The organism is Calothrix sp. CCY 0018 (genome assembly GCF_963920925.1).
Taxonomy (GTDB): Bacteria; Cyanobacteriota; Cyanobacteriia; order Cyanobacteriales; family Nostocaceae; genus Rivularia.
In genome coordinates this window covers 13,142-31,291 of record NZ_CAWUDI010000007.1, presented here as the reverse complement: position 1 = coordinate 31,291, position 18,150 = coordinate 13,142, and the positions used below count along the sequence as shown (strand labels likewise).

General features: G+C 38.9%; 19 protein-coding genes. 13 read left to right on the top strand and 6 right to left on the bottom strand.

From position 1 onward, the window contains the following. The first annotated feature begins 68 nt into the window (after positions 1-68). The 5 genes from ACM03V_RS06830 (at position 69) to nblB (ending at position 4,251) form a co-directional block, all read left to right on the top strand. Positions 69-1,043 carry an SGNH/GDSL hydrolase family protein gene (locus ACM03V_RS06830; RefSeq protein ID WP_414620013.1) on the top strand — a complete coding sequence of 325 codons (975 nt, stop codon included), beginning with the start codon at positions 69-71 and terminating at the stop codon, positions 1,041-1,043. 341 nt (positions 1,044-1,384) lie between these two features. Beyond that, on the top strand, positions 1,385-1,762 hold the full coding sequence (locus ACM03V_RS06825) for a hypothetical protein (protein ID WP_414620012.1): 378 nt from the start codon (positions 1,385-1,387) through the stop codon (positions 1,760-1,762). A gap of 114 nt (positions 1,763-1,876) precedes the next feature. After that, positions 1,877-2,923, top strand: coding sequence for a M42 family metallopeptidase (locus ACM03V_RS06820; RefSeq protein WP_414620011.1), 1,047 nt, complete (start codon positions 1,877-1,879; stop codon positions 2,921-2,923). Between the two features lie 108 nt (positions 2,924-3,031). Further along, positions 3,032-3,496 carry a CBS domain-containing protein gene (locus ACM03V_RS06815; RefSeq protein WP_414620010.1) on the top strand — a complete coding sequence of 155 codons (465 nt, stop codon included), beginning with the start codon at positions 3,032-3,034 and terminating at the stop codon, positions 3,494-3,496. A gap of 98 nt (positions 3,497-3,594) precedes the next feature. Next, positions 3,595-4,251: a phycobilisome degradation protein NblB gene (nblB, locus tag ACM03V_RS06810; protein ID WP_414620009.1), complete on the top strand. Its 657-nt coding sequence runs from the start codon at positions 3,595-3,597 to the stop codon at positions 4,249-4,251. Positions 4,252-4,488: 237 nt separating this feature from the next. On the opposite strand, the gene ACM03V_RS06805 is transcribed toward nblB, so the two are convergent. Further along, on the bottom strand, positions 4,489-4,875 hold the full coding sequence (locus ACM03V_RS06805; protein WP_414620008.1) for a hypothetical protein: 387 nt from the start codon (positions 4,873-4,875) through the stop codon (positions 4,489-4,491). Positions 4,876-5,150: 275 nt separating this feature from the next. Between ACM03V_RS06805 and hslO the strand changes: the two genes are divergently transcribed. Beyond that, the gene (gene hslO, locus ACM03V_RS06800) at positions 5,151-6,056 is read left to right on the top strand and encodes an Hsp33 family molecular chaperone HslO (protein ID WP_414620007.1); all 906 of its coding nucleotides are present in this window, start codon (positions 5,151-5,153) and stop codon (positions 6,054-6,056) included. A 158-nt stretch (positions 6,057-6,214) separates the two neighbouring features. Continuing rightward, positions 6,215-8,272 carry a chromosome segregation ATPase gene (locus ACM03V_RS06795; protein ID WP_414620006.1) on the top strand — a complete coding sequence of 686 codons (2,058 nt, stop codon included), beginning with the start codon at positions 6,215-6,217 and terminating at the stop codon, positions 8,270-8,272. Between the two features lie 209 nt (positions 8,273-8,481). Here the strand turns inward: ACM03V_RS06795 and crtD are convergent, their stop codons facing one another. From crtD to ACM03V_RS06775, 4 genes are all read right to left on the bottom strand, one after another. Further along, on the bottom strand, positions 8,482-9,981 hold the full coding sequence (gene crtD / locus ACM03V_RS06790) for a C-3',4' desaturase CrtD (protein ID WP_414620005.1): 1,500 nt from the start codon (positions 9,979-9,981) through the stop codon (positions 8,482-8,484). A 92-nt stretch (positions 9,982-10,073) separates the two neighbouring features. Beyond that, entirely contained in the window at positions 10,074-10,637 is a 564-nt protein-coding gene (locus ACM03V_RS06785) for a Uma2 family endonuclease (protein WP_414620004.1), read from the bottom strand. Positions 10,638-10,699: 62 nt separating this feature from the next. After that, on the bottom strand, positions 10,700-11,017 hold the full coding sequence (locus ACM03V_RS06780) for a hypothetical protein (RefSeq protein WP_414620003.1): 318 nt from the start codon (positions 11,015-11,017) through the stop codon (positions 10,700-10,702). Between the two features lie 11 nt (positions 11,018-11,028). Then, positions 11,029-11,337, bottom strand: a complete 309-nt coding sequence (locus ACM03V_RS06775) for a hypothetical protein (RefSeq protein WP_414620002.1) — start codon at positions 11,335-11,337, stop codon at positions 11,029-11,031. A 436-nt stretch (positions 11,338-11,773) separates the two neighbouring features. Here ACM03V_RS06775 and ACM03V_RS06770 point away from each other — a divergent pair, with 436 nt between their 5' ends. Beyond that, the gene (locus tag ACM03V_RS06770) at positions 11,774-13,063 is read left to right on the top strand and encodes a M16 family metallopeptidase (protein ID WP_414620001.1); all 1,290 of its coding nucleotides are present in this window, start codon (positions 11,774-11,776) and stop codon (positions 13,061-13,063) included. Between the two features lie 237 nt (positions 13,064-13,300). After that, on the top strand, positions 13,301-14,167 hold the full coding sequence (locus tag ACM03V_RS06765; RefSeq protein WP_414620000.1) for a fructosamine kinase family protein: 867 nt from the start codon (positions 13,301-13,303) through the stop codon (positions 14,165-14,167). A gap of 89 nt (positions 14,168-14,256) precedes the next feature. Here the strand turns inward: ACM03V_RS06765 and ACM03V_RS06760 are convergent, their stop codons facing one another. Further along, positions 14,257-15,123 (bottom strand): WYL domain-containing protein, encoded by an 867-nt coding sequence (locus ACM03V_RS06760; RefSeq protein WP_414619999.1) that lies wholly within the window; start codon positions 15,121-15,123, stop codon positions 14,257-14,259. 216 nt (positions 15,124-15,339) lie between these two features. Here ACM03V_RS06760 and ACM03V_RS06755 point away from each other — a divergent pair, with 216 nt between their 5' ends. From ACM03V_RS06755 to cas3, 4 genes are read left to right on the top strand one after another with little or no spacing between them, the layout of a single operon-like run. After that, positions 15,340-15,597, top strand: coding sequence for a DUF433 domain-containing protein (locus ACM03V_RS06755; RefSeq protein ID WP_414619998.1), 258 nt, complete (start codon positions 15,340-15,342; stop codon positions 15,595-15,597). Next, positions 15,594-15,722, top strand: coding sequence for a DUF5615 family PIN-like protein (locus ACM03V_RS06750; protein WP_414619997.1), 129 nt, complete (start codon positions 15,594-15,596; stop codon positions 15,720-15,722). The genes ACM03V_RS06755 and ACM03V_RS06750 overlap by 4 nt, the downstream gene beginning before the upstream one ends. Then, positions 15,718-15,972, top strand: coding sequence for a DUF5615 family PIN-like protein (locus ACM03V_RS06745; RefSeq protein ID WP_414620160.1), 255 nt, complete (start codon positions 15,718-15,720; stop codon positions 15,970-15,972). Before ACM03V_RS06750 ends, ACM03V_RS06745 begins: the two co-directional genes overlap by 5 nt. Then, positions 15,972-18,146 carry a type I-D CRISPR-associated helicase Cas3' gene (cas3, locus tag ACM03V_RS06740; RefSeq protein ID WP_414619996.1) on the top strand — a complete coding sequence of 725 codons (2,175 nt, stop codon included), beginning with the start codon at positions 15,972-15,974 and terminating at the stop codon, positions 18,144-18,146. The genes ACM03V_RS06745 and cas3 overlap by 1 nt, the downstream gene beginning before the upstream one ends. Positions 18,147-18,150: the final 4 nt, after the last annotated feature.

The window sequence follows — 18,150 nt, the reverse complement described above, 5'->3', positions numbered from 1 at the left end:
TTAGTATGAAAAAAGCATTAACAACGGCAGGATTCGTTCTCTTCTCATTTATGCTGCCTGGTAGAGCCATGGCTAGTAATTTTAGCCAATTCTACGTATTTGGCGATAGTTTATCAGACACGGGTAACATTTTTACTGCTACAGAAGGTTTAGAAAATCCTGAAACTGCATTTCCTCCCAATCCTCCTTACTCCGAAGGACGTTTTTCTAATGGTCCTATATGGGTAAATTTTGTTGGAGATGAGATAGGATTAACTCCAACTCAATTCATCCCAACACCAGCAAATATTCCCACCGAAGGTATTAACTTTGCCATTGGTGGTTCTTCTTCTGGTTTAAATAACGCTTTTTTCCCAGATTTACCTTTTTTACCTGGAGTTTCAGGACAAGTCAATTTATTTACCCGAACCTTAGAAGCAAATAATCAAAAAGCAGACCCCAATGCACTTTATACGGTGTGGGGAGGTGCGAATGATTACCTGTTTGCTGGTGTAACAGACCCCAATCAAACAGTTAACAATTTATCAAATGCAGTTGGAGCGTTAACTCAAGCAGGTGCTAAGAATATTGCCGTATTTAACTTACCGGATTTAGGTCAAACTCCATTTGCGATCGCTAATGGAATTTCCCCAGAATTAACTCAACTAACTCTCGGTCATAACGCAGCATTAAAGCAAGCTTTAAATAGTTTGAGTGCAAATACAGATGTTAATATTATTCCCGTTGACATCAATTCTGCATTTAAACAGGTAGTAGCGAATCCAGGAGAATTTGGTTTCACACAAAATCCAGCGATTCCTTGTGTAGTGGGAGACTTCAATAATATTAGTAGCGTATGCGATAACCCCGATGAATTTATCTTCTTCGACGCAGTACATCCAAGTTCAAAAAGTCATCGCTTAGTAGCAGATGCAACTTTAAGTGCAATTAAGCATCAAACCGTACCCGAACCTTCTACAGTGTTAAGTACGTTTGCTATTGGTGCAATGGGTTCGGTAGGAGTATTGAAGCGCAAAAGTAAGAAGTTATCAAGCCCTAAATAAATAATTTCAATTTTATATCTTTTCTGGGTTAGCTTCACGGTGCATTTTATTTTAAGCACCGTAACCCAACATTACAAGGTTGGTGTTTTTTCTATTCACCGTGTCTAACCCAAACGACAAAATCATTAAAAATTAATAATGCCCGATTAGCCCGAAGGCAATCAACCCTAATCAAGGCGTACCATAACCCATGCTTAAAAATAATCGTTGTTGATAAAAGTTCAATGAATCGGTAATCCCAAACATTGATTAAATTTATCCTTGATGATTAGTAGTCACTGTGTCACAATAGTATTAATTAAAAATACTTAGTTCCTTAGAATACCGTTATTACAAAAATAATGAAAACATTACTAAAAAGATTCCCATTACTCGTTGCTCTGGCAATGTGTGCTTCAGCTAGTTTCCCCTTAAGAGCCTCTGCTGATTCTACTGCTGGCTTAATCCTCAGTATGAAATGCAACGGCGGATACAATGTCAATATTTGGAAAAACAATTATACAGGTGAACTTTTATACCGCTCAACAAGTTCCAATGGGAATTTGAGTTTAGGCAAAGGAACTAGCAAAGCTACAGAAGGGGTTCGAGTGTATAAGTTTCGCAATGGCAATTATAACTATTGGGTGTGGGATGGCACACTCGATAGTCAGCAGTCTGGAACTTTAGAGGTGTATAAAAACAATCGTATTCTAATGCAGCAAGCTTGTAGAAAAAGTTAATGGGGCGGGCGATCGCTCCATTTGGGTTACGACACGATATTATATATTGTCGTTACAAATCAAATTTAGTTTTCGTGTCTAACCCAACCTCCAAGTAATCAAGAATTAATAATAATGCAGGATTACGAGCAATTATTTAAAACAATTGAAGAATTAGTAATGCATCATTCTCCTAGTGGTGCGGAAACTGAAATTAATCAATATTTAATGCAGCGATTTACGGCTTTAGGAGTAGAAGTATGCCTTGATAGAGCCGATAATATTATTGCTAAAATTCCGGGAAAAACAAGCGAATATCCAATTGCAATTACCGCTCATAAAGATGAAATTGGCGCAATTGTCAAAACTATTGGTGAAGCAGGTAAAGTTGAAGTTCGTAAATTGGGAGGTGCTTTTCCCTGGGTTTACGGTGAAGGTGTAGTAGATTTATTAGGTGACAAAGAAACCATTCACGGTGTTCTTAGTTTTGGTTCCCGTCATGTATCCCACGAATCGCCGCAAAAAAAGTTTCACCAAGATGTTGCATTAAAATGGGAAGATGCTTGGATTGAAACTAAATGTACCACCCAAGAGTTAGAAAATGCCGGAATTCGTCCGGGAACCAGAATGGTTATAAGCAAACACCGTAAGCATCCCATTCGTTTAAAAGACCATATTGCCAGCTATACATTAGATAATAAAGCTTCGGTGACTATATTATTAGCTTTAGCAGAAAAGATAAAACAGCCAGCAGTAGACGTATATTTAGTAGCTTCCGCAAAAGAAGAAGTAGGGGCAATCGGAGCGCTTTATTTTTCTCAAAATCAGCGATTAGATGCAATGATTGCTTTAGAAATTTGTCCGCTTTCTGATGAATATCCGATAGAAGACGGTGAAAACCCGGTAATACTTTCTCAAGACAGTTACGGAATCTACGACGAAAATCTCAACGCACAACTTCGCGATTGTGCCAAAAAATTAAATATGTCCGTACAATTAGCGACTTTGAGCCAGTTTGGTAGTGACGCTTCAATTGCCATGAAATTCGGTCATGTTCCCCGTGGTGCCTGCTTAAGCTTTCCCACTCAAAACACCCACGGATATGAAATTGCACATTTAGGGGCGATCGCCAACTGTATCGATTTGTTGAAAGAATTTTGCGAGACTGAGTTTGAGCAGTGAACAGTTAGCAGTTACCAATAAGTAACGATGTATTAACCCCCTGAGCTTCAGAGCCGTAATTCTCTACAATTATTACAGAGAAAATGAAATGAAAACAAATATTTGTATATGTTAAAAAGCGTTGCTGAAGTAATGACTCGCGAGCCAATAACGGTTAAGGCAGAAACTCCTTTGCGCGAAGCAATTAAAATTCTTGCCGAAAAAGGTATTAGCGGCTTACCTGTTGTCGATGATGCAGGCCATTTAATCGGCATTATTTCGGAAACTGACTTGATGTGGCAACAAGCCGGTGTTACACCACCGGCATACTTTGTGATATTTGATAGTGTTATTTATTTAAAAAATCCTGTCGAATACGAACGCGAATTACACAAAGCTTTGGGACAAACCGTTGGGGAAGTGATGAATGAAAAACCGATTACTATTTCACCCGATAAACCTTTGAGAGAAGCTGCGAAAATTATGCGCGATCGCAAAATTCATCGCTTGCCAGTTATCGATGATTCCCAGCAGATTGTCGGTATTCTATCATTAAGCGATATTATTCGCGATATGGCAAACTCTCAAAGTTAGAAACTTAGATAGTAAAAAATAAGCAACTAACAACTAACAACTAACAACTAACAACTAACAACCAATAACTAATAATTTAATAACCGAGAATAATTAATATGAGTATTACTCCCGATTCAGTAAAAAAACAGCTAGAAAGCGAAGATTTAGGCGATCGATTGCGGGGAGTCAACGAAATTAGAGAATTAGAACCAGCAATAGGTTTTGAGTTAATTCAAGCTGCGATTACAGATGAAAACGCTCGCGTGCGATATTCTGCTGTAAGTCAGTTCGATACTTTGGGTACCCAAGATTTAGATAAATCGCTAAATTTATTACGGGGATTGCTTCAAGATCCCGAAGCCGATGTCAAAGCAGCAGCCGCAGACTGTTTGGGAGGTTTGAAGTTAGTAGCCGCTTTTGACGATTTGCAACAACTTTATCAAACTACAGGTGATTGGATTATCAAATTAAGTGTAGTTGCGGCTTTAGGGGAATTAGGGGAACCACGGGGGTTTGAAATTCTTAAGCAAGCATTGTCAGAAGATAACGATTTAGTGAAAACTGCTGCAATTAGTTCTATGGGGGAATTAGGAAATACTGAAGCAGTATCGATTTTAGCTCCCTATGCTTCAGATTCAGATTGGCAAATTCGTTACAGAGTTGCTCAGGCTTTGAATAGGTTGGGAACTCCAGAAGCTAAATCTATTTTAGAAAGTTTGGCAAAAGATGAAGTTGAAGCAGTTGCAGAAGAAGCGAAAAAAAATCATGGTTAGTGGTTAGTTGTTAGTTGAAGAATACGGAACATTTAATTCTTTTCATAGAGCTAAAACTGGCGGTTAAAACCGCAGCTAAACAGGCAAAACCCACCTGCGTGGGTTAAGAATTTATTAGTCCAGGTCGCCGGACTTAGTTTGTGTAGTAGCGGTTTCAACCGCCGGATACTTTTCCGCCCATCCTATAAGGAGCATTGTTTTTCGTACTTTTAACCACTAACTACTAACTACTAACCACTAACTTTGTTTTGATTTTAAATACTGACGTAAACTAAACAAACTTGCCGTTTGACTTAAAGAAAGAGGCAGCATAGATATTCCTTCCAAACGAGACTGCACCCAACCTTCTCCCCAATACCACTCATGGAAGCCGTCAATTCCCTGACTCAGTAGTAAACGTAAGCTATTCTCAGAAGCTACATCTACTTGGCTTAGAATTGTAATCGGTCCGATATGGGTGGTAAACTCAAATCCAGAATTTAGCTGTTCTGGCATTCCAGTAGGAAATTTACCGCTAGGCAACCATTTTCCTAATTGCATTGGTTGCAACAGGCTTTCACCAATTGCTTGTTGCGATGCATCGACCTCTATCCGCAGTTGACTTGTCTGAAAGCTACCGAGCATTTTTCCCTCCGGGTGAAGCAATTACTCAGTTGTGGTTCTACCTAACTGAGGTAACTGCCTCACAAAATTATTTAACTTAATTAATATAGTATGGCAAATATATACATATTCTTGAGGAGAACGCTGTTTAATGCTCTGGGATTAAAAGAACAATTTTTAGAAGGTAGAGTTGAGTTTTTTTGTATTTTATGAGCGTTTTGATAATATCCTATTCTGGGAAAGTAAACATCTTACAATAGTTATAATTTGTATATTAAGAAGTGTAAGGTTGATTAATGGCGGATCAGTTAATTCGCGCCACAGCAGCGGACGGTGGAATTCGTGCAGTAGGTGCTATTACTACAAAGTTGACTTCTGTTGCGCGAGAACGTCACAAACTTTCCTATGTGGCAACAGCGGCTTTAGGTAGGACAATGACGGCAGGTTTATTAATGGCTTCTAGTATGAAGCGGGTAGACTCAAGGGTCAACGTCCGAATTAAAGGTGATGGCCCTTTAGGTGGTATTTTGGTTGATGCAGGATTAGATGGAACTGTACGCGGCTATGTCGGAAACCCCAGTGTAGAATTACCTCCTAACCGATACGGTAAATTAGATGTTGGGGGTGCCGTTGGTAAAGGTTTTCTATATGTAGTTCGCGATATTGGTTACGGTTATCCTTATTCGAGTACGGTAGAACTCGTTTCTGGAGAAGTGGGAGAGGACATAGCTCATTATTTAGTAACTTCCGAACAAACACCCTCCGCTATTGTTTTAGGCGTATTTGTAGGAGCGCAAGGAGTCACTGCATCGGGAGGTTTCCTAGTTCAAGTTTTACCTAAAGCCGCTAGAGATGATGCTTTAGTAGAAACATTGGAATCGCGTGTATCAGCCCTTCAAGGATTTACGCCTTTGTTGCAAGCTGGAAAAAATCTTACAGAAATCTTTCAAGATTTATTAGGAGACATGGGGCTGCATATATTTCCAGAATCCCAAATGTTACGGTTTCATTGTGGCTGTTCTTTTGACAGAATGTTAGGAGCTTTAAAAATATTGGGAGAAGCCGAACTGCAAGATATGATTGCTAAAGACGATGGTGCGGAAGCAACTTGTGATTTTTGTGGCGAGGTATACCAAGCTAACAGCGATCAATTAGCCCAGCTAGTTGCCGATCTGCAAGCTGAGTCTTCCGTTTCCCAGTAGACGTATAAAAAAGTACTGATAAAAGTTAGGAAGTAATGGTATCTATGGAGATATAATACTGTAAAAACAGCTTTTTCTATTCAAGGAAAATTGCTATAGTAACAGCTTACCGCTTCCTCAAGTCAACAAACCCCTGTTAATATAATTTGGTGTGAGAGATGGCAGAACGGGATATTCCAGATGGCTGGTCATCAGCTAGAAGAACTCAGTCAGATGAAATGGCTCGATTATTCAATACGGAACAATCCGCTAATCATGAGTATGGTGTCCCGGTAACTGGTTCTAGCTCTAAATCAGTGTTAAGTAAAAACAAAAGCAATTCAAAAAAAAATTTACCGGCAAAGGCTAGTTCTGGAAAATTACCGCGCTGGCTTACAAGTTGGGTTTTATGGGCATTTTTGCTCGCTTTCGTACCCGGTACGATTGGATTTATGGCAATGGCAATTTTGTTCAAGTTGCCTACAGCGCCCAACTGTCCTAGTATTTTCTGGCCTTTAGCTAGTGCCTCTGTACGAATACACTGCGCTCAGTTAGCGGCTTCTAAAGAAACGGTGAAAGATTTACTCCAAGCAATTGATTTAGTCAAAAAGTTGCCGCAAACTCATCCATTGCGTTCTGAGATTGACCGTAATGTGGAAGATTGGTCTCGTACTGTATTGCAGCTTGCCGACGAAAGTTTCCAAGCAGGTAGATTAGAGGAAGCGATTGAAATTGCTCGCAAGCTACCTGAAGATGTTTCTGTTTATAAATTAGTAGAAGATCAGATTGACAGTTGGAAATTAACTTGGGCTAAGGCTACTGATATTTATAAGGAAGCTGAAGGTGAATTGCGCGAACAGCGTTGGCAATCTGCTTTTATGCAATCGGCTAAGTTGCTACGTCTAAATAATAGATTTTGGTCTAGTACGAAGTACGAAGAGTTAAATAACCTGATTATAACTGCCAGAGAAGATGGCGAAAAGTTAGCAAAAGCTGAAGATTTATCTAAGACTAGAAATGTAGATCAAATACTCGAAGCAATTAAGCTGGCGCGATCGATCGGAAAAAATAGCTACGTTTATCAGAAAGCTCAAGAAGCAATTCCAGATTTTGGGCTGAGAATGCTGGCATTAGCTGAGAACAAATTAGAGCAAAGGGATGCAGATGAAGCTATATACATTGCTCAAAGAATTCCACCAATTTCTTCAATAGAACCGGAAACTACAGATTTTATATCTTTAGCTGAAGCGCAAAGAAATGCTTGGACGGGCACGATATCTGGTTTAGAAGCCGCAGTTGCTTCCGCACAGCAAATTGATTCCAATCGACCAATTTATCAAAAAGCGCAAAAACTGATTGCTAGTTGGCAATTAGAAATAGAGGACGTGTCTCGTTTAGAAAGAGCGCGAACCCTTGCTTCTCAAGGTTCAATCGGCGATTTATCCGCCGCGATCGCCGAAGCAAAAATGATTCCGTCTAATAATCCTCGCGGTAGAGAAGCCAGAAAAGAAATTAACAATTGGGCTTCACAAGTACAGACAATTGAAGACAGACCATATTTAGAACGTGCCGAAGAACTTGCACTATATGGTGATACTTCTTCCTTAAAAGGGGCGATCGCCGAAGCAAGTAGAATTGGTCGCGGACGTTCTTTGTATCGAGAAGCACAGAAAAAGATAGCCGCTTGGAACTCAAAAGTTCAGCGAATTGAAGACCAGCCTTACTTAGACCAAGCACGCTCGCTAGCAAACAGTGGTGATTTAATAGCTGCAATTGGCACGGCAAAGCAAATTAGATCCGGAAGAGTACTGTCGCGACAAGCTCAAAGAGACATAAATGAATGGCAAGCTGAAGTCTCTGCTAGAGACAATTGGAGGAGAGCGCGAGAAGTCGCATTAGGTGGAACTCCAAATGCCTTGTCGCAAGCAATTAACTTAGCTCGGCGCGTACCTAGAGGTACTGGCTTACGTTCCGATGCTAGGATTGCAATGGATCAATGGAGTCAACAATTATTCGATATTGCTCGTACTCAAAGCCAATCCGATATTGTTCGGGCTATTGAAACAGCTAAGTTGGTTCCCAAAGGTACCCAAGCTTACAGTGCAGCGCAACAGCAAATTGGTACCTGGCGCGATTATCTTAATCCCCCCGAACCAGAACCAATACCAGAACCAGAACCACAGACAGTTGAGCCATCAGCCCCCGAACCTTTACCAATAACTGGTAATACTTTGTAATCAGTGAGCAGTTAACACTTAGCAGTTTTTATGTAGAAGGTTAGAAAATATCTGTTCTAGCATTTATTCAAAATATAAATTATGCCTCCTTTTTAAGGGGGTTTTTTATTGTTTATAAATTAATCATTGTTCGTAGTAGCGCTTCAGCGCCTCCGAATCCCGGATTATGAGGCGCTAAAGCGCTACTACGAACCTATAAAAGCTAACTGTTACCTGTCAATCTGCCTGACCACTGTCAAAGCCGAATAACTGACTCCCGCAGTACCTTCACCGGGATGAGTTGAATCACCTACCAGCCACAAATTATTTATTGGTGTACGATTGGCAAATCTAAATGGGCCGAAAGTCGGGACTCTTTGCTCTATACCGCCGACAATACCTTTATCTCTAGCGGTAAAAGTGTAAAAAGTACGGGGTGTTGCGGCTTCTATATGAATGATGGTTTCTGGTTTTAGGTAGAAAAATTTCTCAAGTTTAGTCAAAGCTTCTTGCGTAAATTGGTGTTTTAAATCATCGTAATTATCTTCATTCCACCACCTATCTGGATTTACAAACGAAGAAGCAATAATAGTAGCTTTACCCGTAGGGGCACGGCCATCGTTAGGACGACTTACGGAAACAAATAAGGAATTATTTTCACCGATTGGGCCGTTTGCATCATAGAGAAACTGTAGATGTGGCGGACATCCTAGAGGAATCGCACTTTGATCAACTCCTAAATAAATTACAAATGCACCAGATGAAGCAGGTAACTTTTCAACTCGTTTTTTGTAACCTTGAGGAGCTTTTTCTCCCAACAACTGCATCAAGTTTTGAACTGTAACATTAGCCACTACGTGGTCTGCTGTTTCTGTGCTAATTTCCCCAGTTTTTTGATTGCGAATGGTAACAGCGCTAACTCGATTATTTTCTAGCTCAATTTGTTCTACCGTATGACGCATTAATAATTTACCGCCATCTCTTTTCAAGGATTTTACAAGGCGATCGCTCAATACCTGCATACTTCCTTGAAGATGGTACAATCCTTGCGGTTCCTGGGATACGCTTAATGCAGTAGCCGCATAAAGTAGCGCCGTTTCCTCTGCATCCACCTGGGAATACAGCTTTAATTGCAAATCTAAAAACGTTCGCAAACGTGTATTATTACCTTGTCCGGTAAAGCGTAAAGCATCTCCGACAGTAGATAAAGTATAGGGAACCGTGACTAAAGTATCCGGACGCAACGCAGTAGTTAACTGTAGTAAATCCCACCAGTTACGTGGTGGTAATACGGGGTCGCGGGCTTGAAATTTCCAGCTTGCTTTAAATAAAGTTGACAGTAAATTCCAAAAAGGTTCGCTACCCGGAAACTGTCTTAAACGTTCCTCGTGCCATTTTTCCGGGTTGCGCCAAACGTTAATAGGAGTACTTTCTCCCGGTAAGTATACCGCACAAGCAGGGTCGCAAGGAGTAGCTTGTGGTAATTCAATTTCTAACTCAGAAAAAATCCGATGATGAATTCCTCCTGGCTCTAAACCCGCTACCTGAGTAGCACCAACATCAAAAGTAAAACCTTTGCGTTTGAAAGTAGAAGCACAACCTCCCGGTACAAGCGCTTGATCTAAAATTAATACTTCGTAACCTTTATTTGCGAGTAAAGCGCCAGCAGTTAATCCGCCAATCCCAGCCCCGACAACAACTACACGGGATTTCGCAGTCGCATTTGACATTGATATTTTGTTTATGTTTCTTAATATATATTTATTATTTTATAACTTTTGGGGTGTATTGGGGGTTTTGGGTTATTTCGCAAAATACAAAGTTAATTTTTCATCTTTAACCAATCGAAAACCTCTTCTGCTCTTAACTCAAGATCGATACCATCTAACATCGTTAATTTATCGCTACCTTTAAATAATTCCGGTTGTTGATTGGGTAGAAAAACTAAGATAGATTTATCATCCGGATCTACTAGCCATTCTAGTTGACAATCGTGGCTCAAACAGTGAAGAATATTTCCCGTAACTCTATTAGAACTTTGTTCTGGAGATAAAATTTCTATTGTCCAATCTGGAGCAACAAACACATCATCTACAGGTTCTCCCTCTTCATTAAATTCAATTTTATTCCAGCGAAGAATTGCAACATCAGGAACAATCGAACGTCCTCCAAAAGTGCATCGCAACTCTGGAAATGCATAAGCGATTTGTTCTTCTTCAGTAACATGATTAATTTTAGTAGTAAATTTTGCTTGAAGTCTTGAGTGACGAGCTTTTGGCATAGGTTTTTGAACAATTTCACCGTTGATATAAACGCTTGCAGGTTTAGTTTCTGGAAGCTTGAGAAATTCTTCTAAGGTTAGAGGCTTTGAAAATGTCTTTACCATTGATTGCTGACGATAAAGATAATGAGATTATTTGCATTATATTATAATTTCAAACACGAACTTTAATTAAAAGACGGGCAAATACTATTGCTCTTACCTAGTTGCCCTGCAACACAACCAGCGTATTTTCCTGTGGGCTTGTTCGATGTAGTATAAACCAGCAATGCTTCTGAATTCGATACGTCTGCGTGTTTAATCAATAAATTACCATCTATAAATCCGATTCTGTTAATTCTCCCTAAAGGATATGTAGAAAATCTATTATTGATTTGCCTTTTTCCGGGAACTGCTACCCGATGAACAATATAATTATTCCAATTAGGTTTGGGTTGAATGATAAATACTGCACTAATATTTTGTTGGGAGCAATTTTGTAGCAATACTCCAACAGCTAAATTCCCAGTTTTTTGTCTAACTTAATTGGTTCGGGAGAGAATTTTTTACCAGATAATGTTCGGCGTTTAACTAGTTCTCCTTCACAATTTAGCGAGTCTAATACTCTTACTTTTAAACTGTTAGCTTGAATGGTTTTAATGATTTTTCCATCGTAGATTCTTAGTTTGGCTCCATTTCTGACAACACGCACTTTTGGAACGCTACCATTTTGTATTTTTACAGGGGTAGGTTGAATTAATTGAGCAGTAGCTGAAGTTGCTATCGATAGACTTGCAATAGTTGCAATAATCGGTAAAAATTTCATTTATATTTCGGTTTAATTATTAAGTGATGGAGATAGCTACCCTTAATACAAACCAAATTCCAGACAACTTAGATTTGATAACTGTTTCTTCATCAAATATAAGAGATTTTATAAGCTAAAAAATGAATTTCAAATAACTTTCACAAACAATTTAAATAAAAAATAAAATAACACTTAGGAAAATAATTAGAACTTTATCTGTCTGGGTTTTAAAACAGTAATTTCTCTCACAAAAAAAGATGAAATGGATAAGGCGTAAGTCCTAAATTCTATCTTTGTATCGCAACTGACTTTAGCTACGCCGTGACATAAGCATTGCTATATATGAAATTTAATCTAAATCTCCCCTAAAAGCCCGCGATCGAGCATTATTTTCGGTAAAAAAATAAGTCCTAGTTATCATAAAGAAGTAAGATGCTCCGATCAATAACTGCAAATGTCCTCAACTCTGCTAAAATTCCCTCGTCTGAATGCGCCGAAGCTACGACAATTACCCAATGGGTTGACGATAGTAGTAGAGCAAATGCCAGTAGAAGCTGTTAACCTCAATTTATGGATTGATGTAGGTTCAACAGCCGAAAGTGATGCTATTAACGGGATGGCTCACTTTTTAGAGCATATGATTTTTAAAGGAACTAAACGACTAGCAAGCGGAGAGTTTGAACGTAAAATTGAAGAGCGTGGTGCCGTAACAAATGCCGCTACTAGCCAAGACTATACTCATTACTATGTAACTACGGCTCCTAAGGATTTTGCAAAACTTGCACCCTTGCAAATCGATATAGTAATGAATGCTTGTATTCCCGATGATGCTTTTGAACGGGAACGTATGGTGGTGCTTGAAGAAATTAGACGCAGCGATGATAACCCCCAACGCCGTACTTTTGCAACTGCAATGGAAACTGCTTTTGAAAAATTACCATATCGCCGTCCGGTATTAGGGCCAGAAGCCGTAATTTCTCAACTTCAAGTGCAGCAAATGCGCTCTTTTCATGCTCAAAATTATCAACCAAAGTCTGTTACTGCTGTTGCTGTTGGTAATTTACCCGAAGAAGAGTTAATTGAAATTATTGCTGAGGGGTTTGCTAATGTTGAGACGCGAGATAATGGTAAAGTAGAAACTCAAGATATAACTTCTTTAAAACAAGAACCACCTTTTACAGAAATTGTACGTAAAGAATCTGTTGACGAAAGCCTCCAGCAAGCAAGATTGATTATGCTGTGGCGGGTTCCTGGATTAATGCAGCTAAGTCAAACCTATGCGCTAGACGTACTTTCAGCGATTTTAGGACATGGGCGTACATCTAGATTGTGGCGCGATTTAAGGGAAGAACGCGAGTTGGTTAACTATATATCTGTAAGTAATATGACTAATTATTTACAGGGAACCTTTTTAATTGCAGCCCATTGTGAAGTAGAAAATTTAGCTGCAACAGAAGAAGCAATCGTTCAACACATACGTAAAATTCAAACAGAAATAGAAGAATCAGAAATCAGCCGAATTCGCAAACGTGTAGCCAACAGGTTTATTTTTGCTAACGAAAGACCTAGCGATCGCGCTAATTTGTACGGCTACTATCAAACTTTAATCGGCGATTTAGAACCAGCCTTTGATTTTCCCCATCATATCCAAGCGCAAGATAGAGAAACTTTGATTCAAGCTGCTAGAACATATCTTTCCCCAGATGCTTATGGGGTAGTGGTGATGAAACCGAAAGAAAGTTAGAAGTTAGGAGTTAAGAGTTATAAGTTATGTCCGATATCAATTAAGATTTTATTGTTATGAGTTACAAGTTGATTTCTAATTTCTGATATTACAGCATAGTTATTTAATTACAACCAGACGGGCAACGATGCACGTATCGCAAGACTTTTGATCAAATGTTGTTTTTAATTTGGCTGTAAAATACTTTAAATTTCTAACTTTCAACTCATAACTCATAACTCATAACTCTTTCAAAAAATGTGGACTGAAATTGACGCTCAAATTAGCCAAGCTACTGGTGAAAAATTCCAAAACCACCAGCGAAAAAGTGTTTCGGGTGGGTGCATTAATCAAGGTTATTCTTTAACTGATGGTACGCGAACTTATTTTGTCAAGTTAAACCAAGCTTCCCAAGTAGCGATGTTTGAAGCGGAAGCTTTGGGCGTACAACAAATGTACGATACTGCTACTATCCGCGTTCCCAAACCTATTTGTTATGGTGTCGCGGAGAATTCCTGCTATATCGTTTTAGAATGGCTAGAAATGGGTAGAGGTGACAATAAATCTTCTGAGGAAATGGGTAGAAAGTTAGCCCAAATGCATCAGAAATCCCTAAGCGAAAAATTTGGTTGGGATATGAATAATACCATCGGTTCAACTCCACAAATTAATACTTGGACTGATGATTGGGTGGAGTTTTTTAGTAAACATCGTTTGGGATATCAGTTTGAATTGGGGAAGCGTCGCGGTGGTAGTTTTCCTCAAGCTGATGAATTATTAAAAGCGATTCCCGAATTGTTAGCAGGGCATAAAGTGCAGCCTTCCTTGGTACATGGCGATTTGTGGGGAGGAAATGCTGGGTTTACCGCAGAAGGAGAACCGATAATTTTCGATCCGGCAACTTATTATGGCGATAGGGAAGTTGATATTGCCATGACGGAGGTTTTTGGTGGTTTTCCTGGGGCTTTTTATCAAGGTTATGACGAGGTGTTTCCGTTAGATGATGGGTATGAACGGCGGAAAATTTTGTATAATCTTTATCACATTTTGAATCATTTTAATTTGTTTGGTGGTGGGTATGGCTCGCAAGCTAATGGGATGATTTCGAGGGTTTTGCGGGGTTAATATCTCAAGGAATCGCACCCTCAGACTGGAAGTCTGGGGCTATACAAACAAAGCCCACCGTAAGGTGGGCTAGATTTCAGTAATGAGATTTAGTCTTTAATTTCTAAATCGTAGGCTTGGCAAAGGGATTTTAGGTTTTCTTTGAAGCGCGATCGCACTTCGGAGGGTGAGACGATTACACAGTCTTTGCCGTATCTAGTAATTTCTCGTAAAAACCAAAATGTACCTGATATATTTCTGACAACTTTTCTTACAGGTGGCTCTCCTTCTAATTCGCTGACAAATATATCTTCAGTTTTTCGTTCGTAAGCAAAAGCTAGTCTACCTAATAAATGAAATTCTACTGCTATTCTTTCTAAATCTTCTAACCAAGGTTTATCAATAGAAACCACCGCAGCTTCTTGAATTCTATCTAAACGCAACGTCCAATTATGGCGCAATCCTTCTACATCTTGATTACCTTCGGATTCTTCGGCACGACACATTAAATACTGACGCTTTTCTATTGCTACAAGTTGAGCGTGTAAAACGGTGTAACTCCATAAACGCTCTGCTGCATCTTGATAGGATAACCGAAACGGTTGCTGTCGGTGAATCAAGTTATCTACCTGCTGTCGCCAAGCTGGTAAAGGATGTTTAAGGAAAGTTTCGATTTCTTCGCGGAAAGGAAGAGTTAATTCGCTCCTGGATTTTAATAACTGCGCTATTTGTTTCGCTTCATCGGTTTTACCTAAATCTATCAAGCCTTTACGGGCTGTTTCTAAAGCTTTGATGCGTTCGTTTGTCCAATCATTGTTAGGAGCAATAATTAACTGACGACGCGCTATTGATTCTACCAACTTGGAAATATTAGGGCGATCGCCCCAGTTACATCCAAATTCTAGCGCTAGGTTTTCTAACTCGGTTTTGTCTCGTTCTGAAACTGAAAGTGTTATAGATTTACCTTTTCTGCTCATTTATTTATACGGACACTTATATACGGATATCTCTTGTCAATCTTTATTTTGGATGTAATGATGTGAATTAACAACAAGTTACGGACACTGTTTGAGAACAAGTCTTCTTACACTATTACAGTTGAGTTTGCATTTAATAAATGGGAGTACATTGAAGTTATATTGACGGCGACTGGATTTGTTTAATCGCATTACGGAAAATCTGGAGGAATACCAATGGCTAAAGATAATCTGCTATCAAGAATTTCCATCGATCCGAATATTTGCTTCGGAAAACCCTGTATTCGCGGTCATCGCATTCATGTTTCTTTGATTTTGGACTATTTAGCGGGAGGAATGAATATTGAAGAAATTCTCGAAGGTTATCCCAGTATTGAAAGAGAAGATGTACTTGCTTGTATTGATTATGGGGCAGAAATGGCGAGAGATATTTTTGTGGAAATACCTTTGAGTACAAGGGAAGCGAGTGCATGAAGTTAAAGCTTGATGAAAATATAGATATTCGTGTTGTCACTTTTTTACGTTTAGCCGGACATGATGTTGCGACTGTACCCGGACAAGGTTTAACTTTAACCCCCGCCCGATCAGGAATTAATTAATATTTTTTCTGCCGAAGGTAGATGCTTCGTTACTTGCGATCGAGGTTTTGGAAATCGACTTAACTATAACCCCTTGGAGTATTCAGGAATTGTAGTAATTCGTTTATCGTCTCGTCCAAATTTTCAAGATTGGCGAGAAGTAATAGAAGTTCTAATTCAAGGTTTGGAAAAAGTAGAAGTTACAGGAAAGTTATGGATTATTAAAGGTGGAATTATTCAGGAGTATCAACCAATTGAACAAGAAACATAATGAATTACAAAGTTAGTCTCAAATCTGTATATTCTTGTCCTGCTGATGAGATACCCGAAGGTGTTAATCTACCTCATGGTTGGACACTTGCATGGCATCAACTAGAGACACTCAAAGCATTACGCAATCGGGAAATAGACGTTGTAATTAATACGGCGATGACGGGGGATGGTAAAAGTTTAGCGGCTTATCTGGAAGTACTTCAGGGAGATAGTTACGCTATCGGACTATACCCTACCAACGAATTAGCACGAGACCAAGAAATCCAGACGAAACGATATATTGAAACATTTCAACCGAAAAATAAACCGCGTGTTACAAGGTTAAGTGGTGCAGATTTAGAGATTTATGCAGAAAAAGAAGGTTTAAAAAAAAGTAGTGCAATTTCAACTCGCACTCATCAATCGGAAATCGTACTGACAAACCCCGATATCTTTCACTATTTGCATCGTGGTGCTTATTTGACTTCCGATGACAGTCCAGATAAATTATGGGGAAGGATTGATAAAGATTTTGATTTATTTATATTAGATGAATTTCACGTTTTTGCAGCGCCTCAAATTGCTAGCGTTATCAATACGATGCTGTTAATTCGGTTTACAAACCGTCGGAAGAAGTTTTTGTTTCTTTCAGCGACACCCGATGATAACTTGATCGGGAAGTTGCAAAAAGCAGGTTTTCGCTGCAAGGTTATTAATCCGCTTGAGGAAAATAAGTATCGATTTTCGGATACTTTGGAAGAATCACAAGAATTAGAAAATCAAAATTGGCGGCAAGTTTCGCGTCCAATTTCCTTAAATTTTATATCTTTAGAACCAAGTTTTAAAGCTTCGGAAACCTGGTTAAAGGAAAACAGCAATTTGATTTTAGAATACTTTCAACATCATCCAGGTAGTAAAGGTGCAATTATTCTTAATTCTATTGCAGCGGTTAAAAGATTGGTACCATTTTTTGAGGAATTATTACAAACTCATAATTTAACTGTTGGTGAAAATACAGGTTTATCTGGAAAAACACAGAAAGAGCTTTCTTTAGCAGCAGATTTAGTTTTAGGTACTAGTACGATTGATGTCGGTGTCGATTTTAAAATAAATTTTCTGATATTTGAATCAGCCGATGCGGGTAATTTTATTCAACGTTTGGGAAGATTGGGAAGACATGGTGGTTACGAGAAAGATGGTGAAGATATCAAATTTAATAACTATACAGCTTATGCGCTTATTCCTAACTTTTTAGTAGAACGTTTATTTCAAGGAGATTCACCACCGTTACAAGTAAACGGTATTTATAATCGTCCTTTCTTTCACAATACAATCATTGAAAATTATCGCCAAATCAACGATTTTAGCGGTTATTATCGTCGTTGGGCTGGGGTACAGTCAATTCAGCTTACTTGGAAATTGAAGCACAAAACGATTCAACAACAATATGCAGATAGCGTAAAAGTCTTTAGCCAGACTTGCGAATCAGTTTTTGATACTAAATTAAATCGTGTAGCTGGATGTATTAAAGAATGGGGGAAAACATGGTACGAACTTTCTGATAAAAATGGAAATCCCATTGCTGAAGATGCAGGAAGTTTTCGGGGTTCAAGTACTTTGCAATGTGGAATATATGATTTAACAGAAGAAAATGAAGCAGATAGATTTAAAACCTACGATTTACCGGGGATTGTTGCTAATTTAGATATTGAAATGTGGACAAAAGATGGATTTATAAGAACTTTAAAAGAAACCGCTGCTCGGATTAAACAACCAATTCCCAAAGGTAGATTTGCTCATTGTTTGGGATTTATGAAATTGCGTAACTACCGAGAGGAAAGACTCAATTGGAAGTTTATTTATCCTGAAGATTTACAATCGATAGCTGATGCTTGGAAAGTACAAGTATTAAAAGGTGTGGAAATTTGGCAACCGGATAACCCTTGGATTGGTGAGATAAATAAAAGGTTGAAGAAAAAGGGTTTAGTTTGTTATGTACTGCGTAATCCTGTTACAGAAATAAGGATGCGGTTACGATTACCGATGCATTTTCAGATATATCCGATTTGCGATAAGTACAGCATTAATGATGCAACCGCACCTTATTCTATAGCTTTTAGTCAGTCAGCGCTGTTGTTGGATACTTTGGCTTATACGTTTAAGGGTAAGGGAGATGAGACTTGGATTTGTTAGAAGT